The organism is Zoogloea sp. (assembly GCF_041904905.1).
Lineage (GTDB): Bacteria > Pseudomonadota > Gammaproteobacteria > Burkholderiales > Rhodocyclaceae > Zoogloea.
The window spans coordinates 18,778-31,944 of sequence record NZ_JAYRMI010000044.1 but is presented as its reverse complement, the minus strand read 5'-3'; the positions used below and the strand labels follow the sequence as shown (position 1 = coordinate 31,944).

9 protein-coding genes are annotated in these 13,167 nt (G+C 67.7%); 7 read left to right on the top strand and 2 right to left on the bottom strand.

What is annotated here, in order from left to right; translation table 11 throughout:
- On the bottom strand, positions 1–785 hold a 785-nt coding region (locus tag ACE3N6_RS12785), incomplete at its 3' end, for an SdrD B-like domain-containing protein (protein WP_374246160.1).
- A 792-nt stretch (positions 786–1,577) separates the two neighbouring features.
- Between ACE3N6_RS12785 and ACE3N6_RS12780 the strand changes: the two genes are divergently transcribed.
- The 5 genes from ACE3N6_RS12780 to ACE3N6_RS12760 all read left to right on the top strand — a co-directional run bounded on the left by ACE3N6_RS12780 (position 1,578) and on the right by ACE3N6_RS12760 (position 8,663).
- The gene (locus tag ACE3N6_RS12780) at positions 1,578–3,725 is read left to right on the top strand and encodes a type I secretion system permease/ATPase (protein ID WP_374246159.1); all 2,148 of its coding nucleotides are present in this window, start codon (positions 1,578–1,580) and stop codon (positions 3,723–3,725) included.
- The gene (locus ACE3N6_RS12775; RefSeq protein ID WP_374246158.1) at positions 3,722–5,059 is read left to right on the top strand and encodes an HlyD family type I secretion periplasmic adaptor subunit; all 1,338 of its coding nucleotides are present in this window, start codon (positions 3,722–3,724) and stop codon (positions 5,057–5,059) included. The genes ACE3N6_RS12780 and ACE3N6_RS12775 overlap by 4 nt, the downstream gene beginning before the upstream one ends.
- Positions 5,059–6,858: a TolC family protein gene (locus tag ACE3N6_RS12770; protein ID WP_374246157.1), complete on the top strand. Its 1,800-nt coding sequence runs from the start codon at positions 5,059–5,061 to the stop codon at positions 6,856–6,858. The genes ACE3N6_RS12775 and ACE3N6_RS12770 overlap by 1 nt, the downstream gene beginning before the upstream one ends.
- Positions 6,859–7,016: 158 nt before the next feature.
- A complete protein-coding gene (locus tag ACE3N6_RS12765) occupies positions 7,017–7,763 on the top strand; it encodes a PEP-CTERM sorting domain-containing protein (RefSeq protein ID WP_374246156.1) in 747 nt (248 codons plus the stop codon).
- Positions 7,764–8,006: 243 nt separating this feature from the next.
- Positions 8,007–8,663, top strand: coding sequence for a PEP-CTERM sorting domain-containing protein (locus tag ACE3N6_RS12760; protein ID WP_374246155.1), 657 nt, complete (start codon positions 8,007–8,009; stop codon positions 8,661–8,663).
- 102 nt (positions 8,664–8,765) lie between these two features.
- Here ACE3N6_RS12760 and ubiD read toward each other — a convergent pair whose 3' ends face one another.
- Entirely contained in the window at positions 8,766–10,244 is a 1,479-nt protein-coding gene (gene ubiD / locus ACE3N6_RS12755; protein WP_374246154.1) for a 4-hydroxy-3-polyprenylbenzoate decarboxylase, read from the bottom strand.
- Between the two features lie 327 nt (positions 10,245–10,571).
- Between ubiD and ACE3N6_RS12750 the strand changes: the two genes are divergently transcribed.
- The gene (locus ACE3N6_RS12750) at positions 10,572–11,660 is read left to right on the top strand and encodes a PEP-CTERM sorting domain-containing protein (protein ID WP_374246153.1); all 1,089 of its coding nucleotides are present in this window, start codon (positions 10,572–10,574) and stop codon (positions 11,658–11,660) included.
- A gap of 106 nt (positions 11,661–11,766) precedes the next feature.
- Positions 11,767–13,089, top strand: coding sequence for a tetratricopeptide repeat protein (locus tag ACE3N6_RS12745; RefSeq protein WP_374246152.1), 1,323 nt, complete (start codon positions 11,767–11,769; stop codon positions 13,087–13,089).
- Positions 13,090–13,167 lie beyond the last annotated feature (78 nt).

Sequence of the window (13,167 nt, the reverse complement as noted above, 5' to 3'; positions counted from 1 at the left end):
TCCTTGAGCACCACGGTGACCCCGGCGATGCCGGCTTCACCGGCGTCCTGCACGCCGTTGGCGTTGGTGTCGAGCCACACTTTGTCGCCCAGGGTGGCGAGACCGGGGGACGGCACGGTGAAGGTGATGGTGTTGGGGGTCGGGTCCAGGTCGACGCTGCCGCAGCCGACGTCCACGCCGCCGGTATCGCGCACCTGGAACGAGAAGCCGAAATCGCCGCCAACAGCAGCCGGGGCGACGAAGGTGAGCTTGCCGGCCTCGATGTCGGAGGCCAGGATTTCCTGCCCGGCGGTGACCGCAACGCCGTTCAGGAGCAGCGTGCCACCGGCGGGAACCGCCGAAACCACCACGGACTTGAAGGCGTGACCATCGATCAGATCGGAGAAGCCGAAGTCGGCGAGGCCCAGCACGTAGGTGTCGCCGTTGGCAACCGACACAGCCTCGTCGGCGCCGGAGGGGGCGTCGTTCACCGGCGTGACGGTGACGTTCACGTCGAGGGTGAAGGTGTTACCGGTGCTGTCGTAGCCCAGCACGCGAACGAGCTTGGCGCCGTTGAAGTTCGGGATCGCGGCGGCGTTGAGGGTCAGGGTGTCCAGATCAACGGCGGTGAAGAAGCCCGCAGTGGATAGCACCCACTTGGCGCCGTCGTAGACGTAGAGCTTGATCTTGGCGGGATCGGTCGCGGCGTACGCGGGGTCTGCCTGCTTGAGCAGGTCGAACAACTCGAAATTCTGGGTGGTGTCTTCGCAGACGGTAACGCTGGTTACGTAACTCGTATTTGACATGAACGATCTCCACTTTTCTGTTTTGGATGCCGCCGAAGCCGGAACTGGCCTACGACGAGTCGAGAAAATCGGGGATCAAACTGCAATTTACGGGCCACCCCACCCTTGTAAATTGTCAAAAACACCAAATACTGTTCATCTCAATAACTTATCGAATCCGCCCGCCATTTTTATGTCTGCAAAAAATCACAAACCACTAAGCCCTGTAAAAAATCCCGACAGACGGGGTTGAAAGAAAGCGTCGCAGGAAACCCGACGCAACCTCCATTAAACTCTGTGCCCCCTGCCAAAACACACCACAACAAGCTGAGTTAAAAGGATTTTTGCCCATATTTTGATCGCCACGAACCGGACTGGAGCACACCTTGGCGCCGGGAATCAAGGGCAAAAAATGGCTGAAAAATCCCGACATGAACTATTCCACGCATTAAGACCAATCAATCGGCGTAGCCTCACCCAATATGAAATTTTTATTCATATGATTCGACACGACCGCACAGCGACCTCGCACAAACAAACAAACCGTCAAAATCGGTTAATAACCCTCCAAGCCTGACGACAGGTAACATGAAATTTGTCACAAACAAATTGTGGTGAATTTTGCAAAACGAATACTCGTGACTTTTTAACATTTGCCATATGCGAGCTTGTGGCACCATCGCCCCCTGACCGTTGCCGCGCCGCCGGAATGGCCGCCCGCAACCCACGGAGCGCCTGCCGCTCCAGCCCCGGCCGGCATGGCCTCCGCCGCCGCCGACGGCAGCCCCGAACGCCTATCTGAGAACCCTGCCCATGCGCGAATCCCCTTCCTCTACACCTGGCCTCGCTTCGGTCGACGGGGTCATCGACCAGCTGCAGTTTCTGGCCCACTTTTTCGGGAAGCGCGCCGACCCGATGCAGTTGCTGGCCGACACGCCGGTGGTGGATGGCCGTATCGACGAGGTGCAGATGCACGAATGCGCCCGGCGGGGTGGGCTGTCCCTGAGCCGGGCGAAGAGGGGCGTGCCGGAGTTCAAGCCTTCCGAGCTGCCGGCGCTGGTGTTCGGCGCCGACGGGGGCGACCCGCTGATCCTGCTGCGGCGCGACGGCGACAGCTTCGAATGCGTCCAGGCCGGCATCCAGGGCACCGTGAAGCTGGGGCTCGAGCAGGTGGTGGCCGAGCACCCGGGCGTCGCCTACTTCGTGCGGCCGATGGTGTTCTTCGACACCCGCAGCCTGCTCTACCACCTGCCCCGCCCGCGCCGCTGGTTCTGGGACACCTTGCTGGCCAACAAGCCGATCTACGGCTGGGCGCTGCTGGCCACCGTGCTGACCAACATCTTCGCGGCGGTGATCCCGTTCTACACGATGTCGGTCTACGACCGGGTGGTGCCCAACAACGCCCTGGACAGCCTGTGGGTGCTCACCGGCGCGGTGGTGGTGGTGGCCCTGTTCGACCTGGTCATCAAGATGCTGCGCAGCTACCTGCTGGAATCGGCCGCCCGCAAGGCCGACGTGGCCATGTCGTCCCACGTGTTCGCCCAGGCCCTGCGCCTGCGCGCCGCGGCCCGGCCGGCCTCCGGCGGGGTGCTCGCCAACATCGTGCGGGATTTCGAATCGGTGCGTGAGTTCGTCACCTCGTCCACCCTCACGGTGCTGGGCGACGTGCCCTTCATGATCTTCTTCCTGGTGCTGATCGGGATCATCGGCCACTGGCTGGTGCTGGTGCCGCTACTGCTCATCCCGGTGACGATCTTCGTGTCGTTCATGATCCGCAAGCCGCTCACCCGCATCCTGGGCGCCAACATGCAGGAGTCGGCCCAGCGCACCGCCCACCTGTTCGAGGTAATGAACGGCGTCGACACCATCAAGACCCTCGGCGCCGAAGCCTGGGCCCGCCGCCAGTGGGAGATGCTGACCGTCAAGATCTCCGAGAACTCGGTGCAGATGCGCGAGTGGACCTCCTTCGGCACCTACATGTCGTTGCTGGTCACCAACCTGGATTCGATCCTGATCGTGATGTTCGGCGCGCTGATGATCAGCGCCGGCGATCTCACCATGGGCCAGCTCATCGCCGTGTCGATGCTCGCCACCCGCGCCATCACCCCGGCCACCCAGATCGCCGCGCTGGTGGTGCGCTACGAGCAGACCCGCCAGGCCATCGAGGCCCTCGACAAGATCATGGAGGCGCCCACCGACGAGACCACCGACAGCCTGCACCTGCCGCGCCTGTCGGGCCGCATCGACTTCCGCGACACCCACTTCGCCTACCCCAACTCGGCACCGCTGCTCAAGGGCCTCAACCTCAGCATCCGCCCGGGCGAGAAGGTCGGCTTCATCGGCCGCATCGGCTCGGGCAAGAGCACCCTGTTCAAGCTGCTCCTCAACCTCTACGGGCCCGACCAGGGCGCCGTGATGGTGGACGGCATGGCCGTGAATCAGCTCGAACCCCAGAGCCTGCGCCGCCAGGTGGGCTACGTGCCCCAGGACGTGGTGCTGTTCCACGGCGACATCCGCGAAAACATCCTGCTCGGCAGCGCCCAGGTGAGCGACGCCGACATGCTCGAGGCCCTGCGCCTGTCGTGCCTGGACGAGACCCTCGCCCAGATGCCCAATGGCCTGGGCACCCAGGTCGGCGAGCGGGGCGATCGCCTCTCCGGCGGCCAGCGCCAGGCGGTGTCCATCGCCCGCGCCCTCGTCCAGCGGCCACGCATGCTGCTCCTGGACGAGCCCTCCAGCATGATGGACCCGGCCACCGAGGCCCGCCTCATCGAGAACCTGCGCAGCATCAAGGGCATCACCATGCTCCTCGTCACCCACCGCACGGCCATGCTGCCGCTGGTGGATCGGCTGGTCGTGCTCGACCAGGGCCGGGTCGTCCTCGACGGCCCCCGCAATGAAGTCCTTCGCAAACTGCAGGGCGGGCCGGCGCCGGTCACCCCGCGGGAGGTTGCCGCATGAAACTCGCTTTCCAGTCCGCCCAGCCCCGCCTCGAGGCCGAACCCCTCAGCAGCCACCCGGATTTCGACCGCGGCCCCCGCAAGGCGGTGATGATCCTGCTCGGCACCACCGCCGTGTTCTTCGCGCTGCTGTTCGGGTGGATGAGCTTCGCCCCCCTCGACATCTCGGTGAACGCCGTCGGCGCGGTGGTGCCCTCCAGCCGCCTGCAGCAGATCCAGAGCATGGAAGGCGGCATCCTCCAGGCCCTCAACGTGCGCGAAGGCGCGGTGGTCAAGAAGGGCGACGTGCTCGCCATCGTCCAGAACCTCCAGTTCAACGCCGAACAGGGCGAAGCCCAGCAAGGCCTGTGGGGCGCCCAGGCAGCCATCGCCCGCCTCGACGCCGAAGCCCGCAACGCGGTGCCGGGCTTCCCGCCCGAACTCGAGAAGAACGCCCCCGACCTCGTCCGCGAGCAGCGCAACCTGTGGCAGAGCCGCCGCCAGGAACGCGAGAACACCCTCGAGACCCTCTCCCGCCAGCTCGCCCAGCGCCAGCAGGAGCTGGCCGAAGCCCGCGCCCGCCACCAGGCCATCGGCGAATCCATCGGCCCGGCCCGGGAAGCCCTGGCGATCGAGGAGCGCCTCTCCGCCAACGGCGCCGGCGCCAAGGCCGACCTGCTCGCTGCCCAGCAGCGCTACTCCAGCCAGAAAGGCGAACTGGAGACCACCCGCATCGCCATCAGCCGCATCCAGGCCGCGGTGGGCGAAGCCCAGGCCCGGCTGTCGGAAACCCGCGCCCGCTTCCTGTCCGAAATCAGCAAGGAGAAATCCGAAGCCGAACTGCGCGCCGCCCAGCTCGCCGAGCAACTCACCGGCCGCAACGACCGGGTGGCCCGCCGCGAGATGCGCGCCCCGATGGACGGCGTGGTCAATCGCCTGCTCGTCAACACCGTCGGCGGCGTGGTGAAGGCCGGCGAGACCATCATGGAAGTCGTGCCCGCCGAAGACCGCCTGCTCATCACCGCCAAGGTCAAGCCCTCCGACATCGCCTTCCTCAAGCCCGGCCAGGATGCCCGCATCCGCATCAGCGCCTACGACTCGTCGATCTTCGGCTCCCTGCCGGGCAAGGTCGTGCGGGTGGGCGCCGACGCGGTGGTGGATGGCGAGAAGAAGGAAACCTTCTTCGAGGTGCTCCTCGAGGCCGAAAAGAACTACCTGGGCGACCCCTCCGAGCACCTCAGCATCTCCCCCGGCATGGCCGCCGACGCCAGCATCCAGACCGGAAAGCGCACGATGATGGAGTACATGCTAAAACCCATCGTCAAGACCCTCGACAAATCCCTGCGCGAACGCTGATGAGCCCGAAACCGAACGCCCGCCCCGCCCGCCTCTCCACGCACCTCGCCGCCCTCGGCCTGAGCCTCGCCGCCGGCCTCGCCCACGCCGAACCGCTGCCGGCGGTGGTGGACAAGGTCCTCCTCCAGCAGCCCAGCGTGCGCTCCGCCCAGGCCCTGCTGCGCGCCGCCGAAGCCCAGATCGTGCAGGTGCGCTCCGACTTCCTGCCCAGCCTGGGGCTGGCCTACCGCAACTCGGATTCCCGCGACGAAACCCTCGGCAATCCCATCGACCGCAACGTCAGGCGCACCGACGCCACCCTGCGCTGGAACGTCTTCAACGGCGCCACCGACACCAACCGGCTGCGCGCCGCCGGCTTCACCCGCGACGCCGCCGACGCCGACCTGGACACGGTGCTCGAACAGGTCGCCTACGAGATCACCGAGAACTACAGCGACGTGGTGCGCCTGCGCCAGCTCATCGACAGCCTGCAGGCCACCATCGCCAGCCAGGAACGGGTCGAAGCCAGCGTCGCCCACCGGGTGGACGCCGGCCGCATCGCCTCCTCCGAACTCGACCTGATGCGCGTACGCCTGATCCAGAACCGCACCCTGCTCGGCCAGCTCCGCGCCCAGCTCGGCACCGCCGAATACCGCTACCGCCTGCTCACCGGCCAGGCGCCCGAATCCCTGGTCGCCCCGTCCATCCTCCCGGCCCCGGCCCCCACCGACACCGACCCGGTGGAGGCCCTCGTCGAACGCATCCACGAGCGCAACCCGCGCCTGCGCGCCGCCCTCCAGCGCGCCGCCGCCCGTCAGGCCGACGTGGGCGCCGCCCGCGGACTGTTCTTCCCGTCGGTGGATCTGTCCTACAGCAAGCGCCTCGACAACACCACCATCCCCGTCCCCACCGCCGACACCCAGCGCGCCGCCCAGCTCGGCGTGAACCTCGACATCCCCCTCGGCGGCAAGAACGTCGGCCGCCACACCGAAGCCGTCGAGCGCCACCAGGCCGCCCGGGCCGACGCCGACGACCTGATGCTCAAGGTCTCCAAGGACATCACGGATCTTTATCGCCAGTACACCGAAGCCCGCAGCATCGCCACCCAGCTCGAACAACGGGTCACCGCCGCCCAGCGGGTGGCCGGCGCCTACGAGCTGCACTTCGAAGCCGGCCGGCGCTCCCTCAACGACCTCTCCATCGCCCAGGGCGATCTGTTCGACGCCCAGCGCAACCTCATCGAAAACCGCGCCCAGCAAACCACCCTCCAGGCCCAGCTCCTCGGTCTCGCCGGCGAACTGCGCGACGCCCTGCGCAGCCGCTACCGCCCGTCGCCCATCGCCCCGGAACTCCTCGGCACCCGCTACGTGTCGCCGGCCCTCGCCGCCGCGCCGATGCCGGTGCTCGAAGCCCCGCCGCCCCCGCAGGTGGACCTGATCGACGCCGCCCCCAGCGTCGACCCGGCCATCCGCGCCCGCCTCGACGCCTGGACCGCCGCCTGGACCGCCGGCGACTTCGACGCCTACCGGGCCCTCTACACCGCCGACTTCCAGCCCGGCAAAGGCCGCAGCACCGCCGCCTGGGAAGCCGAACGGCGCGAGCGCGTCACCCACGCCAGCTCCCCGCGCATCCGCATCGACACGCTCAGCACCCGCAGCAGCAAGGCCGACCGGGTCGTCGTGCGCTTCACCCAGCACTACAGCGCCGCCCAGTACAAGGACACCGTGCGCAAGCAGCTCGAATGGGTGAAGACCGACGGCCAGTGGAAGATCGCCAGCGAGCGCGTGCTGCCCGCCCCCGCCGCGCCGCGCATCGAGTAAGCGCCGGCAGACCCCTCGTTCGTCGCCGCCCTGGCGGTTTTCGCCGGCAACGTCTAGTTTCAAGGCAGAAAGGCCTCGCCCAAGAGGCCGCCCCGACCGGAGAGACGATGCGCCCGCGCCCCCGCGCGGCGCCTTAGCCCTCTACGTCAGGAGCCGCCATGAAGCCGTCCCGCCCCCGCCTTGCCGCCTGCGCCAGCCTCGTCGCCCTCGCCCTGCCCGGCGGCGCCCACGCCGTCGCCATCAAGCTCACCGACCCCACGCCCACCTACCTCGCCGAAGCCGCCCACTGCGTCGGCGTCGACGCCACCGCCTACACCCACTGCACCAGCACCGCCCTGCTCGACCTCGGCGCCTCCCTGGCCGGCACCGACGCCACCTTCAAGCAATCCTTCGACGCCTGGAACACCGGCAACGCCGCCACCGGCAAATGGAGCCTCAAGGACGGCGGCAAGCTGCCCGGCGGCATCTTCCAGGTCAGCACCTTCGACGCCATCGCCGAAGCAGGCAGCGGCGGCCTCGAGATCCAGATCGACTGGACCTACGCCGGCGCCGACAAGGGCGACTACTTCTGGGCCCAGGGGCTCTACGACAACTACTCGCCCAGCCTGGGCAAGATGATCGAGCCCATCTACAAGATGGACGTGCTCGACGGCAAGGATCTCGCCGCCCCGCTCTACCCCTTCAGCTACGCCGAACGCTACTTCTACGACATGCCCGCCGGCTTCTGGCCCGGCTCGTTCTTCGAGGCCCGGGCCTTCATCGCCCAGGCCGACTACACCGCCCGCATCCTCACCCTCTACGAGGGCGTGAGCTACGAGTTCCACCTGGAAATCCCCGAACCCTCGGGCGCCCTGCTCGCCCTCCTCGGCCTCGGCAGCCTCGCCGCCAGACGGCCGCGCCGCTGACACCCCCCTGGGCCGGCACCTCGCCGGCCCCCCTTCCGAGCGCCGGCCTGGCGCACGCCCGCAGCTGTCGACCTTTTTTACAAAACAGTGCAAGCCGGCCGCCCACCAAAAACCGGAGGGCGGCCCACGAGCTTGATTTCCCGCATCAAATTAACAATTTTTGAATAAACGCAAGATCAGGCCCGAAAAATGCTGCATTCGAGCCAACCGACAAAATCACGATCCACCGAACAGGAGCCGGTCATGCGTCTACTCCCCATCGCCCTCTGTGCCGCCCTTGCGGCCCCCGCAGCCTTCGCCGCCCCCGCCTACTGGACCGACTGGACCAGCACGCTGACCGCCGCCTCCGGCGTGACCGGCAGCATCGCCACCGGCACGGGCAGCGTCGGCGTCACCTTCACCGGCGCCTACGCCTTCGCCCAGACCAGCGGCGGCACCTTCTACTGGACCAACCCCGCCACCTACACCAGCGCCACCGTAGACAACGCCCCCGCCACCACCGATCTGATCGGCCTCAGCACCGGCGGCACCAAGACCATCACCTTCAGCCAGAGCGTCCACAACCCGCTGATCGCCCTCACCAGCTGGAACGGCAACGTCGTCGACTTCGGCGCCCCCATCGCTGTCCTCAGCGAAGGCTGCGGCTACTGGGGTTGCGGCACAGCCGTCCTCAACCCGGGCGGCACCGGCTTCACCGGCAGCGGCGAGATGCACGGCGTCATCGAGCTGCTCGGCGACTTCACCTCGATCACCTTCACCGACACCAGCGAACACTGGCACGGCTTCACCGTCGGCATCCAGGGCCTGACCGACCCAGGCACCGGCGTGCCCGAACCCACCTCGCTGATGCTTCTGGGCAGCGCCATCGGTGCCCTGGCCCTGGCACGCCGCCAGCGCTGACCAGCCCTCTCCAAGGCAAGACGGCAGCCCGCGGGCTGCCGTCTTTCGTTACCAGGGCGATGCACCCCCCCGGGGCGCATCGCCGACCTGGAGCCGCCCCGCCTACAGGCCCAGGCTGCTCCACATCGCATCCACCCGCTGCTTCACCTCCGGGCTCATCTCGATGGCGCGGCCCCACTCGCGGTTGGTCTCGCCTGGCCACTTGTTGGTGGCGTCGAGGCCCATCTTGGAGCCCAGCCCGGCCACCGGACTGGCGAAATCCAGGTAATCGATGGGCGTGTGATCCACCAGCGTGGTGTCGCGGGTGCCATCCATCCGGGTGGTCAGCGCCCAGATCACCTCCTTCCAGTCGCGGATGTTCACGTCGTCGTCCACCACGATGATGAACTTGGTGTACATGAACTGGCGCAGGAAGCTCCAGATCCCGAACATCACCCGCTTGGCGTGGCCCGGGTACTGCTTCCGGATGCTCACCACCGCCAGCCGGTAAGAGCAGCCCTCCGGCGGCAGGTAGAAGTCGACGATCTCGGTGAACTGCTTCTGCAGCAGCGGCACGAACACCTCGTTGAGCGCCACCCCCAGCATCGCCGGCTCGTCGGGCGGCTTGCCGGTGTAGGTGCTGTGGTAGATCGGGTCGCGCCGGTGGGTGATCCGCTCGATGGTGAACACCGGAAACTCCGCCTGCTCGTTGTAGTAGCCGGTGTGGTCGCCGTAGGGGCCCTCCAGCGCCGTCTCGCCCGGGTGGATCACCCCCTCGAGGATGATCTCCGCCGACGCCGGCACCTGCAGATCCGAACCGATGCATTTCACCAGCTCGGTCTTGGCGCCGCGCAGCAGCCCGGCAAACTGGTATTCAGACAACGAATCCGGCACCGGCGTCACCGCCCCCAGGATCGTCGCCGGATCGCAGCCCAGCACCACCGCAACCGGGAAAGGCTGGCCCGGGTTCGCCTTCTGGTGCTCCAGGTAATCCAGCGCCCCGCCCCGATGGGCCAGCCACCGCATGATGACCTTGTTCGGCCCCAGCACCTGCTGGCGGTAGATGCCCAGGTTCTGGCGCGTCTTGCCCGGGCCGCGGGTCACCACCAGGCCCCAGGTGATGAGCGGCGCCACATCGCCCGGCCAGCAGTGCTGGATCGGCAGGCCGCCCAGGTCCACGTCCCGCCCCTCCTTCACCACCTGCTGACACGGCGCCGACGACACCGTCTTGGGCGACATGTTGAGCACCTGCTTGAACACCGGCAGCTTCTCCCAGGCGTCCTTCAGCCCCTTGGGCGGCTCCGGCTCCTTCAGGAAGGCCAGCAGCTTGCCCACCTCGCGCAGCGCGCCCTGCCAGTCATCGCCGCTCTCGCCCATCCCCAGCGCCACCCGCTGGGGCGTGCCGAACAGATTGGCCAGCACCGGCATGGCGTACCCCTTGGGGTTCTCGAACAGGATGGCCGGGCCGCCCGCGCGCAGCACGCGGTCGCAGATCTCGGTCATCTCCAGATGCGGGTCGACCTCGGCCGTCACCCGGCGCAGTTCGCCCAGCTGCTCCAGGCGGGCGATGAAGTCGCGGAGGTCGTGAATTTGCGTACTCATGGGATCGGAAAGCCCCTCGGGTAACGGGCCAGCACCGGGCCCGGAATCGGAAAGAGCCGAATGGTAATGCCGTAAGCCCGGTTTCGCCCACCCGTCCCCATTAGCCGAATTTATCGTTTAAATCATTTGTCGACGATTTTTACAAAATCAGGTCAAAGATTTACACAAGCAAACACAAATCGTTGTCTTTGTTAAAAATTTTGTTTTTGGCATGTTAGTTGCTCATTTCAGGCACGGTGCCAACAGCCGGGCGAGCAGACCCAGGCGCGCACCCCCGCTCCAACCGCCTCATCGTCAATCGTCATTAATCAAGGAGTTACCCCGGTTATGAAAACCAGCAAACTCTCCATGGCCGTGCTGCTGGCAGCCACCGGCCTCGTGGCAGGCGGCGCCAACGCCGCAGCCATCATCGACAACGGCACCGTTCAGATCGGCGTCCGCGACCTCGGCGACCTGAATGTCAACGGCGGCACCAGCGCCGCGGGCAGCGGCACCACCGTCGTCGGCCTGCGCTCGATGAGCACCAACTCCGACTCCACCTCGCCCGGCTGCACCTGCGAAGGCTGGGGCGTCGGCATCGCCAGCACCGGCCAGGCCGGCTACGCCAACAGCGCCGTGGGCACCGCCAACCTGTCGCTGGTGAGCTTCACCTCCACCGCCAACAGCGCCGTCTCGGTGGTGAACGTGCTGAACGCCACCGGCGCAGCGATCCTGCAGGTGAGCCACGACTACCACCCCCTGGCCACCACGCCCTACCTGTACGAAACCGTCGTCAAGATCACCAACCTCACCGGTGCCAACCTGGCCGCGGGCGATCTCGTCTACCGTCGCGTGATGGACTGGGACATCCCCAGCCCGGGCAACGAATCCGTCAGCATCCAGGGCGTACCCGCGCTGCGCGGCATCGCCAACGGCAGCAACGTCCGCAAGACCGACAACAACGGCTTCAACTCCGGCAACCCGTTCTCGTTCACGAGCTACGGCCTGCAGAACACCAACTTCACCAACTCCCGCAGCGGCAACCTGCAGGGCTCCTCCAGCTCCGACCAGGGCGCCCTGTTCGACTTCGAGTTCGAAGCCCTGGCCGCCGGCGCCACCCGCGTGTTCGCCACCTACTACGGCGTCGCGCCGGACAAGGCCACCGCCGACGCCGCCCGCAGTCTGGTGGATGGCGACGCCTCCACGGTGGACATCGCCCTGTACTCCTACGGCTCCTGCTCCGCGGGCCTTGTCGGCTGCGATCCCGCCACCGGCGCCCCCGACACTTTCATCTTCGGCTTCGGCTCGTCGGCCAGCGGCGTGCTGCTGCCCCCGCCCCCGCCGGGCGGCGGCACGGTGCCGGAACCCGCCACCCTCGGCCTGCTGAGCCTGGCGATGGCCGGCATGGGCCTGTCCCGCCGCAAGCGCGCCGCCTGATCGTCCGGCCCGCGTGACACCGACCCCATTCGGGACAACCTGGATGGGGTCGTTTCATTGGGAGTCTGGCAAACTTGAACCTCCTCCTGCCCCACCGCCCCGGACCATGAAAACCCGCGTCGCCGGCCCCCTGCTCCTGACCCTCCTCGCGCTGGCTGGCAGCCCGGCCCATGCGCTGCTCGAAATGTCGGAAAGCGGGGCCACCCGCTTCGAGGCGTCTGCCCAGGAATCCCCTTTCGCCGCCAAACTGCGCACCGGCCACGAGGCCCTGCGCAAGCTCGATTACGCCCGCGCCGACGCGCTGTTCGACGAAGCCGCCCGGCTCGATCCCCGCTCGCCGCTGCCGGCGCTCGGTCACGCCGAATCGGCGCGCATCCGCAACCTGCCCGACGACGTGCAGAAGTGGCTCAAGCACGCCCTCGAAGTCGCCCCCAGGAACGCCGACGCCCTCACCGCCTGGGGCCGCTGGCAGTACGCCCGGAAGCACTTCCCCGACGCCGAGAAAGCCTGGAAGGCCGCCATCGCCGCCGACCCCAAAGCCGCTCTGCCCCTGGTGGACCTGGGCGACCTGAACTACAACATCCGCCGCAACGCCGATCTGGCGGCCGACTTCTACCGCCGCGCGCTGCAGCTCAACCCCCGGCTGGGCGGCGCCCACTACGCCCTGGGCACGATCTGGCTCGACAAGAAGAACCCCGGCAACGCCATCGGCGAGTTCGAGGCCGCCATCGGGCTCTCCCCGGGCAACCCGCTCCCCCTCCACGGCCTGGGCCTCGCGCTGCAGATGCAGCAGGATTTCAAGGGCGCCCACGCCGCCTTCGACCGGGCGCTGGCCGCCAACGCCGACTACGACCCCGCCCGCCTCGCCAAGGGCGACATCTTCCTCGCCCAGGGCGATGTCCAGCGGGCCATCGCCGAATACCAGACCGTCGCCCGGGCCCAGCCCAAGCGCTACGACGCCCAGCTCAAACTGGGCATGGCCCACCAGCGGGCCGGGCAACTGCGCGAAGCCCAGACCGCCTACCAGGCCGCGGTGCGCATCGACCCGGAACGCCCCCTGCCCTACAACAACATGGCCTGGATGGCCGCCGAAGACAGCGCCCGGCCCTCCGACGCGGTGCTCGACTGGGCCCGCAAGGCGGTAGCGCTGGCGCCCAAGGTGGCGGATTTCCAGGACACCCTGGGCTGGGTGCACTACAAGCGCGGCGAGATGGCGGCGGCCATCGCGGTGCTGGAGAAGGTGAGCCGCGCCGAAGGCCGCGGTGCTGCCGGCATCCACCACCGCCTGGGCCTCGCCTACGCCGCGGCCGGGCGCCCCCGGGACGCCGTCGCCGCCTTCAGGACGGCCCTCAGGCTCGACCCGAATTTCACCGACGCCGCCGATGCCCGGGCCCAGCTCGCCCGGCTCGACAGCCCCGCCAAGCCCTGACGCAAACCGCTCCCTCCAAAAGCCGACGGCCGCTTTCGCAAGCGGCCGTCCTGTTCGATGCGGGCAAGCGGCCGGCCA